Annotated in this window: 21 protein-coding genes and 2 pseudogenes; 8 read left to right on the plus strand and 15 right to left on the minus strand. The window is 72.4% G+C overall.

Annotation, left to right across the window (positions count from 1 at the left end; all coding sequences use genetic code 11):
- Nucleotides 1-83 precede the first annotated feature (83 nt).
- Nucleotides 84-311 (minus strand): annotated as a pseudogene (locus ACH4F2_RS25430) (HAD-IA family hydrolase); the annotation flags it as partial.
- A 77-nt stretch (nucleotides 312-388) separates the two neighbouring features.
- Between ACH4F2_RS25430 and ACH4F2_RS25435 the strand changes: the two are divergent.
- Both ACH4F2_RS25435 and ACH4F2_RS25440 read left to right on the plus strand, forming a co-directional pair.
- The gene (locus tag ACH4F2_RS25435; protein ID WP_398135049.1) at nucleotides 389-748 is read left to right on the plus strand and encodes a hypothetical protein; all 360 of its coding nucleotides are present in this window, start codon (nucleotides 389-391) and stop codon (nucleotides 746-748) included.
- Complete coding sequence (locus ACH4F2_RS25440; protein WP_398135050.1) at nucleotides 729-1,178, plus strand: hypothetical protein; 450 nt, start codon at nucleotides 729-731, stop codon at nucleotides 1,176-1,178. The genes ACH4F2_RS25435 and ACH4F2_RS25440 overlap by 20 nt, the downstream gene beginning before the upstream one ends.
- Before the next feature lie 84 nt (nucleotides 1,179-1,262).
- Here the strand turns inward: ACH4F2_RS25440 and ACH4F2_RS25445 are convergent, their stop codons facing one another.
- The 4 genes from ACH4F2_RS25445 to ACH4F2_RS25460 all read right to left on the minus strand — a co-directional run bounded on the left by ACH4F2_RS25445 (nucleotide 1,263) and on the right by ACH4F2_RS25460 (nucleotide 3,981).
- Nucleotides 1,263-1,760, minus strand: coding sequence for a GNAT family N-acetyltransferase (locus ACH4F2_RS25445; RefSeq protein WP_398135051.1), 498 nt, complete (start codon nucleotides 1,758-1,760; stop codon nucleotides 1,263-1,265).
- Nucleotides 1,761-1,818: 58 nt separating this feature from the next.
- Complete coding sequence (locus ACH4F2_RS25450) at nucleotides 1,819-2,313, minus strand: sigma-70 family RNA polymerase sigma factor (protein ID WP_398135052.1); 495 nt, start codon at nucleotides 2,311-2,313, stop codon at nucleotides 1,819-1,821.
- Nucleotides 2,314-2,386: 73 nt separating this feature from the next.
- Nucleotides 2,387-3,565 (minus strand): glycerophosphodiester phosphodiesterase, encoded by a 1,179-nt coding sequence (locus ACH4F2_RS25455; RefSeq protein WP_398135053.1) that lies wholly within the window; start codon nucleotides 3,563-3,565, stop codon nucleotides 2,387-2,389.
- Between the two features lie 188 nt (nucleotides 3,566-3,753).
- The gene (locus tag ACH4F2_RS25460) at nucleotides 3,754-3,981 is read right to left on the minus strand and encodes a hypothetical protein (protein ID WP_398135054.1); all 228 of its coding nucleotides are present in this window, start codon (nucleotides 3,979-3,981) and stop codon (nucleotides 3,754-3,756) included.
- Nucleotides 3,982-4,179: 198 nt separating this feature from the next.
- Between ACH4F2_RS25460 and ACH4F2_RS25465 the strand changes: the two genes are divergently transcribed.
- Complete coding sequence (locus tag ACH4F2_RS25465; RefSeq protein ID WP_398135055.1) at nucleotides 4,180-4,854, plus strand: lysophospholipid acyltransferase family protein; 675 nt, start codon at nucleotides 4,180-4,182, stop codon at nucleotides 4,852-4,854.
- 166 nt (nucleotides 4,855-5,020) lie between these two features.
- On the opposite strand, the gene ACH4F2_RS25470 is transcribed toward ACH4F2_RS25465, so the two are convergent.
- From ACH4F2_RS25470 to argH, 4 genes are all read right to left on the minus strand, one after another.
- Nucleotides 5,021-6,553 (minus strand): MFS transporter, encoded by a 1,533-nt coding sequence (locus ACH4F2_RS25470; RefSeq protein ID WP_398135056.1) that lies wholly within the window; start codon nucleotides 6,551-6,553, stop codon nucleotides 5,021-5,023.
- A 3-nt stretch (nucleotides 6,554-6,556) separates the two neighbouring features.
- Nucleotides 6,557-7,102 carry a TetR/AcrR family transcriptional regulator gene (locus ACH4F2_RS25475; RefSeq protein WP_398135057.1) on the minus strand — a complete coding sequence of 182 codons (546 nt, stop codon included), beginning with the start codon at nucleotides 7,100-7,102 and terminating at the stop codon, nucleotides 6,557-6,559.
- Between the two features lie 139 nt (nucleotides 7,103-7,241).
- A complete protein-coding gene (locus ACH4F2_RS25480) occupies nucleotides 7,242-8,213 on the minus strand; it encodes an aldo/keto reductase (RefSeq protein WP_398135058.1) in 972 nt (323 codons plus the stop codon).
- A gap of 98 nt (nucleotides 8,214-8,311) precedes the next feature.
- Nucleotides 8,312-9,739, minus strand: coding sequence for an argininosuccinate lyase (gene argH, locus ACH4F2_RS25485; protein ID WP_398135059.1), 1,428 nt, complete (start codon nucleotides 9,737-9,739; stop codon nucleotides 8,312-8,314).
- A gap of 286 nt (nucleotides 9,740-10,025) precedes the next feature.
- Here argH and ACH4F2_RS25490 point away from each other — a divergent pair, with 286 nt between their 5' ends.
- From ACH4F2_RS25490 to ACH4F2_RS25510, 5 genes and pseudogenes are all read left to right on the plus strand, one after another.
- The gene (locus ACH4F2_RS25490) at nucleotides 10,026-10,613 is read left to right on the plus strand and encodes a pyridoxamine 5'-phosphate oxidase family protein (protein WP_398135060.1); all 588 of its coding nucleotides are present in this window, start codon (nucleotides 10,026-10,028) and stop codon (nucleotides 10,611-10,613) included.
- A 3-nt stretch (nucleotides 10,614-10,616) separates the two neighbouring features.
- On the plus strand, nucleotides 10,617-11,339 hold the full coding sequence (locus ACH4F2_RS25495; RefSeq protein ID WP_398135061.1) for a L,D-transpeptidase: 723 nt from the start codon (nucleotides 10,617-10,619) through the stop codon (nucleotides 11,337-11,339).
- An 89-nt stretch (nucleotides 11,340-11,428) separates the two neighbouring features.
- Complete coding sequence (locus ACH4F2_RS25500; RefSeq protein WP_398135062.1) at nucleotides 11,429-12,811, plus strand: ferric reductase-like transmembrane domain-containing protein; 1,383 nt, start codon at nucleotides 11,429-11,431, stop codon at nucleotides 12,809-12,811.
- 27 nt (nucleotides 12,812-12,838) lie between these two features.
- Nucleotides 12,839-13,276: pseudogene (locus ACH4F2_RS25505) on the plus strand (FMN-binding protein); the annotation flags it as partial.
- Nucleotides 13,277-13,340: 64 nt separating this feature from the next.
- Complete coding sequence (locus ACH4F2_RS25510; protein ID WP_398135063.1) at nucleotides 13,341-14,078, plus strand: FAD:protein FMN transferase; 738 nt, start codon at nucleotides 13,341-13,343, stop codon at nucleotides 14,076-14,078.
- Nucleotides 14,079-14,369: 291 nt separating this feature from the next.
- Here the strand turns inward: ACH4F2_RS25510 and ACH4F2_RS25515 are convergent, their stop codons facing one another.
- Genes ACH4F2_RS25515 through ACH4F2_RS25540 form a run of 6 tightly spaced genes read right to left on the minus strand, consistent with a single transcriptional unit; the run spans nucleotide 14,370 to nucleotide 19,652 of the window.
- The gene (locus tag ACH4F2_RS25515) at nucleotides 14,370-14,909 is read right to left on the minus strand and encodes an arginine repressor (RefSeq protein ID WP_053128183.1); all 540 of its coding nucleotides are present in this window, start codon (nucleotides 14,907-14,909) and stop codon (nucleotides 14,370-14,372) included.
- 7 nt (nucleotides 14,910-14,916) lie between these two features.
- Complete coding sequence (locus ACH4F2_RS25520; RefSeq protein WP_398135064.1) at nucleotides 14,917-16,122, minus strand: acetylornithine transaminase; 1,206 nt, start codon at nucleotides 16,120-16,122, stop codon at nucleotides 14,917-14,919.
- Nucleotides 16,123-16,139: 17 nt separating this feature from the next.
- Nucleotides 16,140-17,048 (minus strand): acetylglutamate kinase, encoded by a 909-nt coding sequence (gene argB, locus ACH4F2_RS25525; RefSeq protein WP_398135065.1) that lies wholly within the window; start codon nucleotides 17,046-17,048, stop codon nucleotides 16,140-16,142.
- The gene (gene argJ / locus ACH4F2_RS25530; protein WP_398135066.1) at nucleotides 17,045-18,196 is read right to left on the minus strand and encodes a bifunctional glutamate N-acetyltransferase/amino-acid acetyltransferase ArgJ; all 1,152 of its coding nucleotides are present in this window, start codon (nucleotides 18,194-18,196) and stop codon (nucleotides 17,045-17,047) included. The genes argB and argJ overlap by 4 nt, the downstream gene beginning before the upstream one ends.
- Nucleotides 18,193-19,221, minus strand: a complete 1,029-nt coding sequence (argC, locus tag ACH4F2_RS25535; protein ID WP_398135067.1) for an N-acetyl-gamma-glutamyl-phosphate reductase — start codon at nucleotides 19,219-19,221, stop codon at nucleotides 18,193-18,195. The genes argJ and argC overlap by 4 nt, the downstream gene beginning before the upstream one ends.
- A gap of 47 nt (nucleotides 19,222-19,268) precedes the next feature.
- Complete coding sequence (locus tag ACH4F2_RS25540; protein ID WP_398135068.1) at nucleotides 19,269-19,652, minus strand: GtrA family protein; 384 nt, start codon at nucleotides 19,650-19,652, stop codon at nucleotides 19,269-19,271.
- Between the last annotated feature and the right edge of the window lie 11 nt (nucleotides 19,653-19,663).

The following is a 19,663-nucleotide window of genomic DNA, read 5'->3' on the forward strand; positions in this document are numbered from 1 at the left end:
TGTGCTTCTGACCGGACACCGCTGTCCGAATGCTGGACAGCGGTGGGCGGTGGACAGTCGGTGACCGGCCTCGGGGGCGCGGATCAGTCCCGGACGGAGCTCTCGACGCCCGCGTCGCCGGCCAGTACCGACAAGGCCGACAGGTCGTCGACCACCAGGTCGGCGTCGAGTTCACCGGCCCGGTGGGTTGTGGCCAACGCCACGGTGGTCATGCCGGCGGCGCGGCCGGCCCGGAGCCCGGCGGGGGCGTCCTCGAGGACGACACAGGCGGCCGGGTCGGCGCCCAGGGCTCGGGCCCCGCGCAGGTAGGGCCTGCCCGGACGGACGGTGCGGCGGCCGGCGGGGCCCGGGGGCGGCGGGGCTTTTCGGGCGTAATAGGGTCGCTGCCATGCTTGACGTCCTGACGCTGGTGACCGGCGTCGCCGCGCTGCTGCTCGCCGCCTGGTGCGGCTGGGCGGCCTACCGTGACCAGCCGACCAAGGACTGGCACTTCATCGGCATGGCCGTGGTCACGGCGCTGGCGCTGGTCCAGCTCGTGGTCGGGATCGTGCGGCTCGCGCGGGGCGCGGAGCCGGAGCAGGGCACGACGATCTTCGTGGCGTATCTGCTGGGCGCCTTCGCCTGTGTCCCGGCGGCGGGGTTCATGTCGCTGGCCGAGCGCACCCGCTGGGGCTCGGTGACGGTCGCTGCCGGCGGTGTCGTCCTCGCCGTCCTGGAGGTGCGGCTGTATGACATCTGGGGAGGCTGAGACGGTGGCCACGGAGGCGGAACCGGACCGGAGGCGTCTGATCGGCGGGCCGGGCATCCTGCTGGTGTGGCTGTACGGGGTGATGGTCGTGGGCGCGGTGTCCCGGTCCGTGTACCAGATCGCGGCCGAATTCGACCGGGCGCCGCTCCCCTACACGTTGTCGGCCGTCGCGGGCGTCGTCTACGGCTTCATCACGTACACCCTGGTACGCGGCGGCGAGACTGCCCGCAGGGCGGCGCGGGTCTGCTGCGCGGCCGAGCTGGTGGGTGTGCTGGCCGTGGGCACGTGGTCCATGGTCGAGCCGTCGGCGTTCTCCGACGCGACCGTGTGGTCCGACTTCGGCATGGGCTACGTCTTCATTCCGGTGCTCCTGCCGCTGTCCGCGCTGTACTGGCTGCGGAAGGGTGCGCCTCACGGGGATGCCGCCTGAGGTCGTCAGGCGGCTGACGCCCGTCTGCGGCTGACCGCGCCCACGTGTACCGGCACGGTCCCGCGCCCTGGGAGCGTTCGGTCCTCAGGCCGTCGTCGCGTACGCCCCGGCCGGCTTCTCCAGGACGATCATCGGGACGCCGTCCGCGCCCTCGGCCGTGCCCACCGTCTCGTAGCCGACCCGGCGGTACAGCCGCAGGCCGCTCTCGCTGCGGTGCCCGGTGTGCAGGCGGAAGCGCTTGGCTCCCCGGTCCCCGGCGAGCGCCGACTCGGCGGCCCGCAGCAGGCGGGCGCCGATGCCGTGCCCCTGGAGCCGCGGATGGACGCACAGCTTGCCGATGGACGCCGCCCCGTCCTCGGTCACCCGGCCGCGCACCGAGCCGACGACCTCGTCGCCGAGCCGCGCCACGAAGACGCAGTCGGCCGTGACCTCCTCGCGCACGGAGTCGAGGGTCTGGACGAGCGGGTCGATGCGGTAGTTGCCGTAGAGCGCCGCCTCGCTCTGGAAGCAGAGGTACTGCAGCCGGAAGATCTGCTCGGCATCCTGCTCGGTCGCCACCGAGATGGTCACACTCATGCCCATGTGCGCACGCCTCCCGCTCACCTGATCACCTGTGGTCCCCCACTCCTACTCCCCGTCCTCAGCGAGCCGCAACCTCCGGCGCCAGTAATCGGCGCAGACATCCCAGACATCTGGAACGTTCCGGGCCAAGACTCCCTTGTGAGATACCCAACTCCCCCGCGATCTCCCGGTATGTGAGGTCTCTCGGCGACAGCAGAGCCTCCATGAGCCGGGGGCAGCGGCCGGGCAGCCGGCGCACGGCGTCGCGCAGGGCACGGCGGCGGGCCGCGGCGAGCGCGAGCTCTTCGGGCTCCTGCTCGGCGGCGCCGGCGGGTTCGGTCTCGTACGGCCGCTCGTCGCGGCTCGTACGGCGGGTGCGGCGGGCCTCGATACGGACGGCGCTGCGCAGCCACCGGTGTGGGTCGTGGGGCGGGCCGACGGCCTCCAGACGTTCCAGCAGACGCAGCCAGACCGCCTGCTCGAGGTCGCCGGGTTCGACTCCTGACGCATATGCCTCGGCCGCGACCTCGGCGGTGAGCAGTGGGCGCAGGTGGGTGACCAGGTCGTGCGTCATATGCAGATCGACGCGGCCGCCCGGACGGTGGTTGCCCGGGCGGCCGGCCTTCACCCCAACCGGGGGTTGGGGCTCAGCTGTTGACGAAGTCCTCGCGGGCCAGCACGCCGGTGTCCGGGTGGTCGGTGAAGACACCGTCGATGCCGGTGGCGAAGTAGGCGCGGAACGCGCCGAAGACGTCGCCGTACGCGTCCCGGTCGCTGCCCCTGCGGAAGTCCGCGGGAAGGAAGGGGTTCTCGTTGCGCATCGTGTACGGGTGCAGGATCAGGCCCGCGCGGTGGGCGTCGCGGACGAGCGCGGTCGGTTCGGTGAGCCGGCCGGCGGAGTCCCGCGGGATGATCAGGTCCAGGGTCGGGCCGATGCCCTGCGCGTAGGAGGCGATCTCCTTCAGGCCCTTCGGCGTGATGAGGTCGGCCGTGGTGCGCGGGTCGCCGGTCTCGACGAAGTCCCAGGGGCGGCTGCTCGCGCCGGACAGCAGGACGGCGAGGGGGTTGCCGACGAGCCGGTTCATCCGCTGGATGCTGGTGGGCTCGAAGGACTGGATGATGACGGGCGAGTCCTTCCGGTCCTTGCCGTACTTGCGCAGCAGCCGCGCCAGGCGCTCCTCCGTACCCAGGCCCAGCTTGCGGAAGTAGGTGGGGTGCTTGAGTTCGGGGTAGATCCAGACCTGCTTGCCGCGCTTGCGGGTCTGCTCGTTCTGCCAGCGGAGCACCTCTTCGAAGGTGGGGATCTCCCAGCGGCCGTCGTAGAGGGTGTTGTGCGGTCGGTTGGCGGGGATGCGCTCGGTCGCGCGGAGCGTCTTGAGCTCGGCGAGCGTGAAGTCCTCGGTGAACCAGCCGGTGACGGAGGCGCCGTCGAGCAGCTTGGTGCGCTTGCGGTCGGCGAACTCGGGGTGGTCGGCGACGTCCGTGGTGCCGCCGATCTCCGGTTCGTGCCGGCAGACGAGGTGACCGTCCCTGGTCGGGACCAGGTCGCCGGCCTCGACGATGTCGGCGCCCATGTCGAGGGCGAGTTCGTAGGCGCCGAAGGTGTGCTCGGGGCGGTAGCCGCTGGCGCCGCGGTGGCCGATGACCGTCGGGACGGGCAGGCTTTTCACGCCGCCGCCGTGTCCCCCTCCGTGCCGGGTGCCGGCGGCTCTCGCCGTGCCGGACAGGCCGAGGACGGCTCCGCCCGCGCCGAGCACCGCCGCTCCGAGGAGCGCCCGCCGTCCGGTGCCGCCGCCTGCCTGCTCGTCCGACTCCTGCGTTCCCATCAGGGCCCTCCTGCCGTTGACCGTCAGTGCGGGCCGATCGTAGGGGCGCGTACATGACGAGCGGGAGACCGCGACCGGAACACGCGGGTGCCGGAGCATGTCGTATGAGGCGTACGGGCATGAAGGGGCCGGTGGCGCTGGATGTCTGACGTGCCGTCGGCTTCGTGGCGGCCGGGCGGGGTACGCGGTCAGTGGCCGCGTTCGTCGTGGCGGTGCCGGACGAGCCCCGTGGCCACGGAGAAGGGGTCGGCGGCACGGCTCCAGCGGCGCGCCTCGCGCAGTCCGCTCGCCGCCCGTGCTTCGATCCGGGCGGTGTCCGCACCCGCGGAACAACGACGCCGGTCCCTGCGGATCAGGACGGTGACGGCGGCGGCCATGACGAGACAGAGCACGGCGAGTGCGGCGAGGACCGGCACACGGCTCCTTCCCGGCGGACGCGACGTGCCTCACGTCCTCGTGCGGGCGTTACGGCCGCGCAACAGCCCTGCACCGCAGGTGAACACATGTCAACACTGCGTAAGACCCGGGTGACCCGACGTGCGCGACCCCCTGGGCCGCGAGTAATGTCCTCACCTGCACAGACTCATACCGCATCCCCGACACCGGAGGACCCGTTGTCCCGCTTCGCGCTCATCAAGGCAGTGCTCGGCCCGATCATGCGCCTGATGTTCCGCCCACGGGTGGAGGGCGTGGAGAACATCCCGGGCGACGGTCCGGTGATCCTGGCCGGCAACCACCTCACCTTCATCGACTCGGTGATCATGCCCCTGAAGTGCGACCGGCAGGTCTTCTTCATCGGCAAGGACGAGTACGTCACCGGCAAGGGCCTCAAGGGGCGCCTGATGGCCTGGTTCTTCACCGGCGTCGGCATGATCCCGGTCGACCGGGACGGCGGCCGGGGCGGGGTCGCGGCGCTGATGACCGGCCGCCGCGTGCTGGACGAGGGCAAGGTCTTCGCCATCTACCCGGAGGGCACCCGCTCCCCCGACGGCCGCCTCTACCGCGGCCGCACCGGCATCGCCCGGCTCACCCTGATGACCGGGGCCCCCGTCGTCCCGTTCGCCGTGATCGGCACCGACAAGCTCCAGCCGGGTGGCGCGGGCCTGCCCCGGCCGGGGAAGGTCACGGTGCGCTTCGGCGAGGCGATGGAGTTCTCCCGCTACGAGGGCATGGACCGCGACCGCTACGTCCTGAGGGCCGTGACCGACTCCGTGATGACCGAGGTCATGCGGCTGTCCGGCCAGGAGTACGTGGACATGTACGCGAGCAAGGCGAAGGAAGCGGCGTAGGGCCGCGCAGCGTACGGACACGGACGGCGGGCCGCTCGGGGAACGGCCCGCCGTCCGTGTGTGCCGGCTGCCGGGCGCGCCGCGGGCGGCGGAGCCCTGGCACCGACGACGCCGCGGATGTGCCTGCCGCACCCCGCGACCCCGGCAAGAACCGGACGACGCCCCCCTAGAGGTGCTTCACCCCGTCCTCCAGGCGCTGGCCCCTCAGCAGGAACCAGGAGGCCACCGCGGCGGCCAGCAGGACGGCCGCGCCGACGCCCGCCGCGAGGGTCAGGCCGTCGACGAAGGCCTGACGGGCGGCGTCCAGCAGGGGCTCGGCCGTGTGCGCGGGGAGGCCGGAGGCCGCCTCGACCGCGCCGCCCAGCGACTCGTGCGCCGCGGCCGGGGTGCCGTCCGGGCCGGTGAAGTCGCGGTAGACGCCGGTCACGATGGAGCCGAGCACCGCGATGCCGAGGGCGGCACCGAGTTCGTACGCCGTCTCGGAGACCGCGGAGGCGGCTCCCGCCTGCTCGCCCGGCACGCTGGACAGGATCACGTCGGCGGTGACGGTGAACGCGAAGCCCGCGCCGAGGCCGACGACCAGCAGGGCCGCGCCGAGCAGCGGGTAGCCGGTGTGCTGGCCGATGACGGTCAGCGCGGCCAGCGCGAGGCCGACGGCGGCGAGGCCGCCGGAGACCACGGCACGCACCGAGAAGCGCCGGGCCGCGCGACCGGCGGCCAGGCCGGCCACCACCGCGCCGACGGCGGCGGGCAGTTCGGCCAGGCCTGCTTCGAGCGGCCGCCTGCCCTGGACGAGTTGCAAGTACTGGGAGAGGAAGAACACCAGTCCGGACAGGCCCAGGATGGTCAGCAGGTCGGCCAGGACCGCGCCGCTGAAGCCGCGGTTGCGGAACAGCCGCATGTCGAGCAGCGGGGTCGGCATGGTCAGCTGACGGCGGACGAACCCGTAGAGCGCGGCGGCGCCCAGCAGACCCGCGGCGAGCGTGGCCCACGCGACGCCGTGCGCGGCGGCCTCCTTGACGGCGTACACGACACCGACCATGCCGATGAGGGAGAGCGCGACGCTGAGCAGGTCCCACGGGCCCGGGTCCGGGTTGCGGGACTCGGGCAGCAGCTTGACGCCGACGACGACCAGGACGGCCATCACGGGCAGGTTGATGAGGAAGACCGAGCCCCACCAGAAGTGCTCCAGCAGGAAACCGCCGACGACCGGGCCGACCGCCGCGCCGGCCGAGGCGGCGGCGCCCCAGATGCCGACGGCGAGGCTGCGCTCGCGCGGGTCGTGGAAGAGGTTGCGGATCAGGGCGAGGGTGGCGGGCATCAGGGTGGCGCCCGCGACACCGAGCAGGGCCCGGGCGACGATCATCAGCTCGGGCGTGGACGCGTAGGCGTTGAGCACCGAGATCGCGCCGAACGCCGTGGCGCCGACGAGCAGGATCCGCTTGCGGCCGATGCGGTCGCCGAGGCTGCCCATGGAGACGAGCAGACCGGCGATGACGAAGGAGTAGACGTCGCCGATCCAGAGCAGCTGGGTGCCGGACGGCGCCAGGTCCTCACTGATGTAGGGGGTCGCGAGACCGAGAACGGTCGCGTCGACGGCCACCAGCAGCACGGCCAGTACGAGGACGGACAGCGCGAGCCAGCGGCCGGGGCGCTTCACCGCCTCGGGTGACTGCGCCGACTGCAGGGTGCGGGTCATGGTTCACTCTCTCCGAAGTGCGCCGCCGAGCAGCAGCTCGACGATCATGCGGGTCAGGTCTTTGCGGGCCACGCGGCCCTCGGTCACCGCCCAGGCGCCGGAGGCCAGCAGGCCGTAGAGCGCCTCGGTGAGCCAGGCCGGGGTGAGGTCGATGCGGAACTCGCCGCTCTCCTGGCCGCGGCGGAACACCGCGGCCATCCGGGCGTCGATGCGGGCCCAGCCCTCGTTCTGCTCCACGCCCTCGAACAGCTGGTTCTCGGTGTAGAGGAAGGCGAGCAGACCGGCGGCGGGCTCGATCTCGCGCACGAGCCGGCGCACCGCGTCGGCCGCCGGCCCGTCTTCCAGGCGGGCCGCGTCGAGGGCGGCCTCGCACTCGTCGATGCCGAGCGACTCCAGCGCCCGGACGAGGGCGTCGCGCCCGGCGAAGTGCCGGTGCAGCGTGGCGCGGCTCAGCCCGGCCGCCCTGGCGACCTCGTCCATGGTCGCGGTGGCTCTGCGGGTCAGCAGGGCCGCCGCGCTGCGCAGTACCTGGTCTCGATCAACAGCCATGAGACAAACGTACCCCACATGAGACATGCGTGTCTCATGCGGGGCATGCGTGACTCACCTCTCAAGGTCAGTCACGGCTTGTCGGGACGGTACGGGGCAGCTTCGTCGCCTGGGGATTCCCGCCCGCTCCGGAGCGGGCTCAGTGCCAGGGCAGCCGTGCGCGCCGCTCCCAGTAGGCGTGCGGCTCCTCGACGAGTGCGCCGAGGCGGGCCACCTGGTCGTCGTCGAGGTCGACGACGGCGGCGTGCAGGTTCGAGCCGAGCTGGTTCACGGTCGCGGCGCCGGAGAGCACGACGCCGGCCCAGGACTGCCGCAGAACCATCGCGAGGGCGACCGCGTCACAGCCCAGGGCCGTCTCCTCCGCGACGGCCTCGAGGGCACCGGGTGCGTGCGGCTCCGCGAGGCGGCCGTTGGCCATGCCCTCCTTGATGATCACGGTGAGCCCTGCTTCGTGCGCCTCGGCCAGCGCGGGCCCGGCGGAGGTCTCCAGCACGTTGTACGTCGACTGCACGGTACGGAAGAGGGGTTCGCCGTCGACGGTCACCGCGAGCGCGGCACGGATCGCGTCGGCCTGGGCGGGGCCGCTGGTGGAGAAGCCGACGGTGACACCGCGCGCGGCGGCTTCGGCCAGCTTGGCGTGCAGTTCCTTGTCGGTGAGGGCCGGGCTGTCGGGGGTGAGGGAGTGGATCTGGTAGAGGTCGAGCCGGTCGCCGAGCAGGGCGCCGGTCTCGGCGTGCTGGCGCTCGTACGTCGCGACGCCGTGGTCCTTGACCTCGTGCTGCTCGGCGTCGGCCGACCAGTCGGCCGTGTAGGTGTAGCCCCATTTGCTGCCGACGACCACGTCGTCGACGTCGGGGCGGTCCCTGAGCCAGCCGGCGAGGAACTCCTCGGAGCGCCCGTAGGAGCGGGCCGCGTCGAAGTACCGGACGCCCTGCGCGTAGGCGGCGTCGAGCAGGTCGTGGGTGCGCTCGCGCATCTCCTCGACGCCGCGGTCGGCCGGCAGGTCCCGGTCACGGCCGAGGTTGATGTAGCCGGGGCGGCCGACGGCGGCGAGTCCCAGACCGATGTGGCAGGTGGGGGTGGTCGCCGCGGCCAGGCGGGCGAAGGGCATCGCGGGCTCCGTTCGGTCGGGTGCTGAAGCCGGGGTCCGTCCGTCGGACAGTCCCTGGCGACCAACGTAACCGCGATGCCCCGCCGGCACACCGGCTGCTACCTCTTGGCGCCCGCCCACGCGTGCTGGCCGGCCACGTCGGCCTTCACCTCGGCGAGCTGGAGGGCGACCGCGCTGGGCGCCGTGCCGCCCCGGCCGCTGCGGGAGGCCAGGGCGCCGGGGACGTCGAGGACGGTGCGCACCTCGGGGGTGAGGTGGGCGGAGATCTTCGCGAACTGCTCGTCGGTGAGCTCGTCGAGCTCCTTGCCCTCGCCCTCGGCCACCTTCACGCACTCGCCGGCCACCTCGTGCGCGACACGGAACGGCACGCCCTGCCTGACGAGCCACTCGGCGATGTCGGTGGCGAGGGAGAACCCGGCCGGGGCCAGTTCCTCCATGCGCTCGCGGTGCACGGTGAGGGTGGCCATCATGCCGGTGAAGGCCGGGAGCAGGACCTCCAGCTGGTCGATGGAGTCGAAGACCGGCTCCTTGTCCTCCTGGAGGTCTCGGTTGTAGGCGAGCGGAAGGGCCTTGAGGGTGGCCATCAGGCCGGTGAGGTTGCCGATCAGGCGGCCGGACTTGCCGCGCGCCAGCTCGGCGATGTCGGGGTTCTTCTTCTGCGGCATGATCGACGAGCCGGTGGAGAAGGCGTCGTGCAGGGTCACGAAGGAGAACTCCTTCGTGTTCCAGATGATGATCTCCTCGGCGATCCGGGAGACGTTCACGCCGATCATCGCGGTGATGAAGGCGAACTCGGCGACGAAGTCGCGGGAGGCCGTCCCGTCGATGGAGTTGCCGGCGCTGCCGCGCTCGAAGCCGAGGTCGCGGGCGACCGCCTCCGGGTCCAGGCCGAGGGAGGAACCGGCCAGGGCACCCGAGCCGTACGGCGACACGGCAGTGCGCTGGTCCCACTGGCGCAGCCGCTCCGCGTCCCGGGACAGCGCCTGGACGTGGGCGAGGACGTGGTGGGCGAAGAGCACCGGCTGGGCGTGCTGGAGGTGGGTGCGGCCGGGCATCGCCACGTCCGGGTGGGCCTCGGCGAGTCCGATGAGCGCGTCCTGGAGGTCGGCGATCAGGCCGCCGACGGTACGGGCGTGGTCGCGCAGGTACATGCGGAAGAGGGTCGCCACCTGGTCGTTGCGGGAGCGCCCGGCGCGCAGTTTGCCGCCGAGGTCGGGTCCGAGCCGCTCCAGCAGGCCGCGTTCGAGGGCGGTGTGGACGTCCTCGTCGGCGATGGTGCCGGTGAAGGAGCCGTCGGCGACATCGGACTCCAGCCGGTCGAGGCCGGCGATCATCCGGGTCAGCTCGTCCTCGGTGAGCAGCCCGGCCGTGTGCAGCACGCGCGCGTGGGCACGCGACCCGGCGATGTCGTAGGGCGCGAGCCGCCAGTCGAAGTGGACGGACGCGGACAGCTTCGCCAGGGCCTCGGCGGGTCCGTCGGCGAAACGGCCGCCCCAGAGCCGGACGTCACCGCTGTTGCTGCTCACTTGGGTCGCTCCTCAGGGCCGTTGATGTGCCACCGCCTCCGCACGGTATCCTCCGGAGACACGCATGAGTATGCAGAGCTCTGCATGATTGGTCAATTCGACGGGTCGTGAACGCGTGGGCCCCCTTCCCCCGTATCCCCGACCGGGCACAGGCACCGTGGCCGCCCCGTGGGACGCCGGCCGGGACGGCCACGGCCTCGCCCGCGGGAGCGCGGCGGCGTCCGGATGGCGGGACCGCCGGCGATTCGTCGGACAAGCGCTCGACCTGCACCCATAATCGTTAGACATGGGAAAGACTTTCGAACGCATAGACGGCAGACTCCGCGCCTTCATCGAGGCACAGCCCCTCTTCTTCACCGCCACCGCGCCCTTGTCCGGCGACGGCACGGTCAACCTGTCCCCGAAGGGTCTCACCGGCAGCTTCGCCGTGCTCGACGAACTCACCGTGGCCTACCTCGACTTCGCCGGCTCCACCGCCGAGACCGTCGCCCACCTGCGCGAGAACGGGCGGATCACGCTGATGTGGTGCGCCTTCCAGGGGCCGCCGAACATCGTCCGGGTGCACGGCCGCGGCGAACCCGTCTTCCGCGACGACCCCCGCTTCCCGGAGCTGCTCACCCACTTCCCGGACATCGACACCACCCAGCACGGGCTGCGCGCGATCATCGTCGTGACCGCCGAACTGATCCGCGACTCCTGCGGCTACGCCGTCCCCTTCATGGCGTACGAGTCCGACCGGGACCTGCACGGCAAGCGTTTCGCGCGCGAGGACGACGCCTCGCTCAGCGCGTACTTCACCAAGAAGGAGCACATCGCCACCAGCCTGGACGGCCTCCCCGGGCTGCCGCTGCCGCTGCCTCCGTCTAGCGTCTGAGCCATGCGCCCCGGTGTCGTCGCCGTCCTCCTGTCCGCTTCCCTCCTCGCGCTCGGTGCCGCACCCGCGGCCGGACCGGGCCCCCGGCCGCTGCCGGCCCGGATGGCGGACACCGGCGGCGGCACCCAGTTGATCACCGCGGTCGCGCCGAGCACCGGCTCGGCCGAGGGCCGGGTCACCTGGTGGGAGCGCGGGGGCGGCGGCAGGGGCGACGGCCGATGGGTGAGGGCCGGCTCCGCTCCCGCCCGCTTCGGAGCCGGCGGGCTGGCCGACGGGGCGACGCGCGAACAGGGCACGAACACCACACCGACCGGGCTGTACGACCTGCCGTACGCCTTCGGCATCGAGGCGGCGCCGCGCGGGACGTCGTACCGGTACCGCCCGGTGCGCCAGGACTCCTGGTGGTGCCAGGACAACGCCTCCCGCTCCTACAACCGCTGGACGGAGCCCCGCCCCGCCGACTGCCGCGCCGCCGAGGCCGAGCACCTGATCACCTACCCGGCGCAGTACGCGCACGCCCTGGTCGTCGGCTTCAACTACCACCGTCCGGTGCGCGGACGCGGCGCGGGCATCTTCCTGCACGTCAACGGGCGCGGAGCGACGGCAGGTTGCGTGTCGGTACCGGCCCAGGCGATGCGCCGCATCCTGCGCTGGGCCGACCCGGCGGCCCGGCCGCACATCGCGATCGGCACAGTCGGCGGGGCGACGGCGATCACGCGCTACTGAGCGGCGGCAGGAGTACCGGAGAGCGGCTGAACGCCGGGGTGGTGCGGCGCGTATCTGTGGGTCAAGGGCCAAGTCCCCACGGAGGAACCGTGACCACCACGCTCGCCGGCGGCCGTGCCGCCCGCCGTCAGACGATGCGGCGCATCCGTCCGCGCCGCTCCCCCGCCGTCCCCCTGCTGCTCGCCGTGTGGGCGGGCGCGGCGGGCGTGTTGTGGCTGTGGTGGCGCAACACGCCCGCCATCCCCGACGACACCGGCATGATCCTGAACGCGGGCCGGATCACCGGCCTCCTCTCCGGTTACCTGATGGCGCTGGTGGTGCTCCAGATGGCGCGGGTGCCGGCGCTGGAGCGGCGGGTGGGCTCCGACCGGGTCGCCCGCTGGCACGCCATGACCGGCCGCTACACCCTCTGCCTGGTCCTCGCGCACGTCTTCCTGATCATGTGGGGGTACGCCGCCCGGGCCGGCAAGGGCCTCGGCGACATCGTGCAGCAGACGGTCGGCTCCGTGAACCAGTTGCCGGACATGGGCAAGGCCGCCATCGGCACCGGGCTGCTGGTCCTCATCGGCCTGCTGTCCGCCGGCCCGGTCCGCCGCCGCATCCCGTACGACGCCTGGTACCACGTGCACCTGCTCACCTACGTGGCGGTGTTCCTGACCTTCTGGCACCAGCTGACCACCGGCAACGACTTCGCCGTCGAGCCGGTCGCGAAGACCGCCTGGTACGCGCTGTACGGGGCGGTGACCGCGCTCGTGCTCTGGTACCGCGTCCTGACCCCCCTCCGTCTCAACCTGCGGCACCGGATGCGGGTCGAGGCGGTGATCGAGGAGACGCCCGGGATCGTGTCGGTGCTGATCGGCGGGCGCAGGCTGCACCGGATGGGCGCGGAGGCCGGGCAGTTCTTCCGGTGGCGGTTCCTGGCACCCGGCATGCGGTTCAGTTCGCACCCGTACTCGCTGTCGGCGGCCCCGCGCCCGGACATGCTGCGGATCACCGTCAAGGCGATCGGCGACCACAGCGCCCGGCTGCGCGAGCTGGAGCCCGGCACCCGGGTGTGGGCGGAGGGTCCGTACGGCGCCCTGACCGCGCAGCGCCGCAGCCGCGGCAAGGTGCTGCTGGTGGCGGGCGGGGTGGGGATCACGCCGATGCGGGCGCTGTTCGAGACGCTGCCCGGGGCGTCCGGCGACATCACCCTGCTCTACCGGGCCGACAGCACGCGGGACCTGGCGCTGTGGGACGAGCTCGCCGGGATCGCGGAAGAGCGCGGGGCGCGGCTGATGTACGCGGTGAACAGCCCGGACGGGGAGCGTCCCGACATCTCGGCCCAGACCCTGAGCCGCAGGATCCCGGACGTGGACGGCCACGACGTCTTCCTGTGCGGGCCGCCCGGTTTCGCCCAGTCGGTGTACGAGGCACTGCGCGGTGCGGGAGTCCCCGCCCGCCGTATCCATCACGAGTCGTTCGAGATGTGAGCGACGGACATCGGGAGTCCAGGACAGATGAGGAAAAGCCACCCCGTTCGGCGTGCCGTGCTCGCCGGTGCCGCGACCGTGTCCGGGATCGTGCTGCTGCTGTCACTGAAGCCGGCGTCCGACCCGGGCTCCGCATCGGCGGCGGGCGGCGCGGCCCCGCCCGTGGCCGCGCGGTCGCCGCAGGGCGGCCGGGGCGCGGGCGCCGGCACGGTGACGGGTGACGCGGCCGGTACCCGGTACGGGCCCGTGCAGGTCCGGCTCACGGTGAACGGCGGGAAGATCACGGGCGCCGAGGCCGTGCAGGCGCCGAAGGGCGGGCGCAGCGACCGGATCACCGCCGACGCCGTACCCCGGCTCAACCAGGCCGCCGTCGCCGCCGGCAACGCCGACATCGACGCCGTCTCCGGCGCCACCTACACCAGCGCCGGATACAAGCAGTCGTTGCAGTCCGCGCTGGACCGGGCCGGCGGCTGACACCGTGGCCGAATCGGCGCAGGCTCCCGCCGCGGTGCGTCACGTGGAGGAGTCGATGGGGACCGTCTTCTCCTTCGACGTCCGCGGCGGGGAACCCACGTCCGTACGAACGGCACTGGACGAGGCGGTCGCGGGGCTGCGCCGGGGCGACGAAATGTTCAGCACCTACCGGGAGGACAGCGAGGTCTCCCGACTGGCGCGCGGTGAACTCACCGTCGACGCGTGCCCGCCCGAGGTCGCCGAGGTGCTGGAGCTGGCGGCCGAGGCGGAGCGGATGAGCGACGGCTGGTTCAGCACGTCGTACCGGGGCCGTCTCGACCCGACCGGGATCGTCAAGGGCTGGGCCGTGGAGCGCGCCGCCCGGCGGGTCGCGGCAGCCGGTGCGCGTGGCGTCAGCCTCAACGGGGGCGGGGACGTGCAGGTGCTCGGGATGCCGGGGGCGGGGCGGCCGTGGCGGGTGGGCGTGTCGGATCCGCTGCGTCCGGGCGGGCTGGCGGCCGTGGTCTGCGCTGCGGGGGCGGCCGAGTTGGCGGTGGCGACGTCCGGCAGCGCGGAGCGGGGTGCGCACATCGTCGATCCGCGCACGGGGCGCACCGCGGTGACCGACCTGGTGGCGGTGACGGTGGTGGCGTCCCGGCTGACGTGGGCGGACTGCTGGGCGACGGCGGCGTTCGCGATGGGGGCGCGGGAGGGGTTGCGGTGGCTGGAGGCGCTGGACGGGGTGGAGGCGCTGCTGATCACGGCGGGGGACGAGGTGCGGTGCACGGGGGGTCTGGCGGGGTGGCTGGGGTGAGCGGCGCGGCGGCTGAGGTATCGGCGTGTCACTCACCCGCGTGTGCGGGGTGCCTCCCCCACTCCCGGCTTCTCCCCCACTCCCGGCTTCGCTCGAGCAGGGGGATCCCATGAGCGGGGGCCCATGAGCGGGGCGCCCCCCACCGCCCGCCCGTGCCTCCCTGGGGCACCTCCCAGGCCGTTCAGGCACTGGGGGGAGGCACGACTGCCCGCAGCTGCCGGGGGGCGCGGGGAACCGCGCGACCAGCCACCGATCAACCGCACCCGACCGACGGCTCAAGCCGCGCAGCGCTCAGTGCCCGTTCTGGGCCAACCGCAGCAGGTGGTCCGCCAGCGCCTGCCCGCCCGTGGGCTCCCTGCTGATCAGCATCAGGGTGTCGTCACCGGCGATCGTGCCCAGGATGTCGTGCAGTTCCGCCTGGTCGATCGCCGAGGCGAGGAACTGCGCCGCCCCCGGAGGGGTCCGCAGGACCACGAGGTTCGCCGACGCCTCCGCGGAGATCAGCAGCTCCGCGGAGAGCCGCCGCATCCGCTCCTCCTTCGCCGACTCCCCGAGCGGGGCCCGCGGGGTGCGGAAGCCGCCCTCGCTGGGCACCGCGTAGATGAGGTCGCCGTCGGTGTTGCGGATCTTCACCGCGTTCAGCTCGTCCAGATCCCGCGAGAGGGTCGCCTGCGTGACGGTCAGCCCGTCGTCGGCGAGCAGCTTCGCCAGCTGGCTCTGCGAGCGCACCGCCTGCCGGTTGAGGATGTCCACGATCCGCCGGTGGCGTGCGGTGCGGGTCTGCGGTACGGCAGCCCCACCGGTCTGCTCGTGCTCCTGCGCCTGGCTCATCGTCGTCTCATTCTCCGGATCGTCCGTCCCCGTGGGCCTCGTGGGCCTGGTCAAGGATGCCGGGCAGCGCCCCGAGGAACGCGTCCACCACGTCGTCACCGAGGTTCAGCGCGGGCATCAGCCGTACGACATCGGGTGCGGGCGCGTTCACCAGGATTCCGGCGTCCTGAGCCGCCTGCTGCACCTTGGGCGCGAGCGGCTCGGTGAGCACGATACCCAGGAGGAGACCCGCGCCCCGGACGTGGCCGACCAGGGGGTGGCCGAGGGCTTCGACCGCGCCGCGGATCTTCTCGCTCTGCCGCTTGACGTTGTCCAGCAGCCCCTCGCCCGCGATGGTGTCGAGGACGGCGAGTCCGGCGGCGCAGGCGACCGGGTTGCCGCCGAAGGTCGTGCCGTGCTGGCCCGGCTGGAGGAGTTCGGCGGCGCGTCCGAAGGCGACCGTGGCGCCGAGCGGCAGTCCGCCGCCGAGGCCCTTGGCGAGGGTGACGACGTCCGGCAGGACGCCCTCGTGGGCCTGGTACTCGAACCAGTGCCCGGTCCGGCCGATCCCGGTCTGCACCTCGTCCAGCACGAGCAGCGCCCCGGTCGCGGCGGTGATGGCCCGGGCGGCCTTCAGATACCCGGGCGGCGGGACGACGACGCCGTTCTCGCCCTGGATCGGTTCGATGACGACGAGGGCGGTGTCCTCGGTGACCGCGGCGGCCAGTGCCTGCGGGTCGCCGTACGGTACGTGGGTGACGTCGCCGGGCAGCGGCAGGAACGGTTCCCGCTTGCCGGGCTGGCCGGTCAGCGCCAGGGCGCCCATGGTGCGGCCGTGGAAGCCGCCGTGGGTGGCGACCATGTGCGGCCGCCCGGTCAGCCGGCCGATCTTGAAGGCGCCCTCGTTGGCCTCGGCGCCGGAGTTGCAGAAGTAGACCTTGCCGTCGCGGCCGAAGTGCTGGAGGAGCCGTTCGGCGAGGGCGACGGGCGGCTCGGCGACGAAGAGGTTGGAGACGTGGCCGAGGGCGGCGATCTGCCGGCTGACCGCCTCGACCACGGCCGGGTGGGCGTGGCCCAGCGCGTTCACCGCGATGCCGCCGACGAAGTCGAGGTACTCGTTGCCGTCGGCGTCCCAGAGCCGGGCGCCGGCACCGCGTACCAGGGGCAGCCGCGGGGTGCCGTAGTTGTTCATGAGCGCGCCCTGCCACCGCTCGGTCAGCTCTTCGTTGCTCACGGCTTCCCCTGTGTTGCTCACGGCTCCCCCTGTTCGTCCGGCACGACCATCGTGCCGATGCCCTCGTCGGTGAAGATCTCCAGCAGGATCGAGTGCTGGACCCGGCCGTCGATGACGCGGGCGGTGGTGACGCCGCCCCGCACCGCGTGCAGGCAGCCCTCCATCTTCGGCACCATGCCGCTGGACAGCTCGGGCAGCAGTTTCTCCAGCTGGGAGGCGGTGAGGCGGCTGATCACCTCGTCCGAGTCCGGCCAGTCCTCGTAGAGGCCCTCGACGTCGGTGAGGACCATGAGAGTCTCGGCGCCGAGTGCCGCAGCGAGTGCCGCAGCCGCCGTATCAGCATTGACGTTGTAGACATGTCCGTCGTCCTGGGAACGGGCGATCGACGAGACGACCGGGATGCGGCCGTCGGCGAGCAGCGCCTCGATGGCGCCGGTGTCGATCTCGGTGATCTCACCCACCCGCCCGATGTCGACGAACTCGCCGTCGATCTCGGGCTGGTGCCGGGTGGCGGTGATGGTGTGCGCGTCCTCGCCGGTGAGGCCGACCGCGAACGGGCCGTGCTGGTTGAGCAGCCCGACCAGTTCGCGCTGCACCTGCCCGGCCAGCACCATCCGTACGACGTCCATGGCGTCCTCGGTGGTGACGCGCAGGCCGGCCTTGAACTCGCTGACGATGCCGTGCTTGTCGAGGGCGGCGCTGATCTGCGGGCCGCCGCCGTGCACGACGACGGGCTTGAGGCCGGCGTGGCGCAGGAAGACGACGTCCTGGGCGAAGGCGGCCTTGAGGTCCTCGTCGATCATGGCGTTGCCGCCGAACTTGATGACGACCGTCTTGCCGTGGTGCCGGGTCAGCCAGGGCAGCGCCTCGATGAGGATCTGGGCCTTGGGGAGCGCGGTGTGCTTCCGCGTGGGCTGGCTGCTCATGACGAGTACGCGCTGTTCTCGTGGACGTAGTCGGCGGTGAGGTCGTTGGTCCAGATGGTGGCGGTGGCGTCACCGGCGGCGAGGTCGGCGACGATGTGCACCTCCCGGTAGCGCATGTCGACCAGGTCGCGGTCCTCGCCGACGCCGCCGTTCTTGCAGACCCAGACGCCGTTGATGGCGACGTTCAGGCGGTCGGGCTCGAAGGCGGCGGACGTGGTGCCGATCGCGGAGAGGACGCGGCCCCAGTTGGGGTCCTCGCCGTGGATGGCGCACTTGAGGAGGTTGTTGCGGGCGATGGTGCGGCCCACCTGGACGGCCTCGTCCTCGGTCGCGGCGTTCACGACCTCGACCCTGATGTCCTTGCTGGCGCCCTCGGCGTCCCGGATGAGCTGCTGTCCGAGGTCGTCGCAGACGGTGCGGACGGCCTCGGCGAAGTCGTCGTGGGCCGGGGTGACGCCGGAGGCGCCCGAGGCGAGCAGCAGCACCGTGTCGTTGGTGGACATGCAGCCGTCGGAGTCGACCCGGTCGAAGGTGACCCGGGTGGCGGCGCGCAGGGCGCCGTCGAGTGCGTCGGCCTCCAGGTCGGCGTCGGTGGTGAGGACCACGAGCATGGTGGCGAGGCCGGGAGCCAGCATGCCGGCCCCCTTGGCCATGCCGCCGACGGTCCAGCCGTCCTTCGTCACCACGGACGTCTTGTGCACGGTGTCGGTGGTCTTGATGGCGATGGCGGCCTTCTCGCCGCCGTGCTCGGAGAGCTGACCGGCGGCGGTCTCCACGCCCGGGAGCAGCTTGTCCATGGGAAGGAGTACGCCGATGAGCCCGGTCGAGCACACGGCGACCTCTCCGGCACCCGTCCCGAGCACCTCGGCGACCTTCTCGGCGGTGGCGTGGGTGTCCTGGAAGCCCTTGGGGCCGGTGCAGGCGTTGGCGCCGCCGGAGTTGAGGACCACGGCGGACAGCTGCCCGCTCTTCAGCACCTGCTCGGACCACAGGACCGGGGCCGCCTTGACGCGGTTGGAGGTGAAGACGCCCGCGGCGGCGCGGCGGGGTCCGGTGTTGACCACGAGGGCCAGGTCGGGGTTGCCGCTCTCCTTGATTCCGGCGGCGATACCGGCGGCCGTGAATCCCTTTGCTGCCGTCACACTCACGGCGCGACTCCGATCGTCGTCAGTCCGGTGGTCTCGTCGAGACCCAGGGCGAGGTTCATGCTCTGGACGGCACCGCCCGCGGTGCCCTTGGCCAGGTTGTCGATGGCGCTGATGGCGATGATGCGGCCCGCGGCGGCGTCGTGGGCGACCTGCACCTGCACGGCGTTGGAGCCGTAGACGGACGCGGTCGCCGGCCACTGGCCCTCCGGCAGCAGGTGCACGAAGGGTTCGTCGGCGAACGCCTTCTCGTAGGCGGCGCGGACGGATTCGGCGCTCACCCCCGGGCGGGCCTTGGCGGTGCACGTGGCGAGGATGCCGCGAGGCATCGGCGCGAGGGTCGGTGTGAAGGAGACGGAGACGGGCTCGCCGGCGACCGCGCCGAGGTTCTGGATCATCTCGGGGGTGTGCCGGTGGGCGCCGCCGACGCCGTAGGGCGACATGGAGCCCATGACCTCGCTGCCCAGCAGGTGCGGCTTGGCGGCCTTGCCCGCGCCGGAGGTGCCGGAGGCGGCGACGATCACGGCCTCGGGCTCGGCGAGCGAGGCGGCGTAGGCCGGGAAGAGCGCCAGCGACACGGCGGTCGGGTAGCAACCGGGCACCGCGATGCGCTTGGACCCCTCCAGCGCGGTGCGGCAGCCCGGCAGTTCGGGCAGGCCGTAGGGCCAGGTACCGGCGTGCGGGGAGCCGTAGAACTTCTCCCAGTCCGCGGCGTCCTTCAGCCGGAAGTCGGCGCCCATGTCCACGACCAGCACGTCCGGCCCGAGCTGCTCGGCGACGGCGGCGGACTGACCGTGCGGCAGCGCGAGGAAGACGACATCGTGTCCGGCGAGCACCTCGGGCGTCGTCGCCTCCAGGACGCGGCCGGCCAGCGGCAGCAGGTGCGGCTGAAGCGCGCCGAGCCGCTGACCGGCGTTGGAGTTGCCGGTCAGGGCGCCGATCTCGATCTCGGGGTGTGCGAGGAGCAGACGCAGCAGCTCTCCGCCCGCGTACCCACTCGCTCCGGCCACCGCCGCACGTACAGCCATGGAAAACCCTCCTCCTGGATGGCATGACTATACGTACGGGCGCACGTTTATGCAATCCGGGGCGGGTCCGCCTTCGGCAGCATGATCCAGCGGGAGATGACGAAGGTCACGGGGATCGCCGCCGCGGACGCGAGCAGCGGGGCGAACCGGCTCCCCGCGTGCAGCACGTCGACGATCACGTACACACCCGCCGTGGTGATCAGGAAATTGGCGGCGTTCGTCAGCGGGAACAGCAGGAATTTCCGCCAGGTCGGCCGGGTCCGGTAGGTGAAACGCGCATTCAGGAAGAAGGAGCCGATCATGCTGAGGAAGAAGGCGAGCACATGCGCGAGGAGATACGGCATACGCATGAGGAACAACAGGTAAAGAACGTAGTACGTCGCCGTGTTGAGGACGCCGACCACGGCGAAGGTGACGATCTGTCTCGTCATCGGGTTACGCA

Source organism: Streptomyces sp. NPDC017890, from assembly GCF_044328675.1.
Lineage (GTDB): Bacteria > Actinomycetota > Actinomycetes > Streptomycetales > Streptomycetaceae > Streptomyces.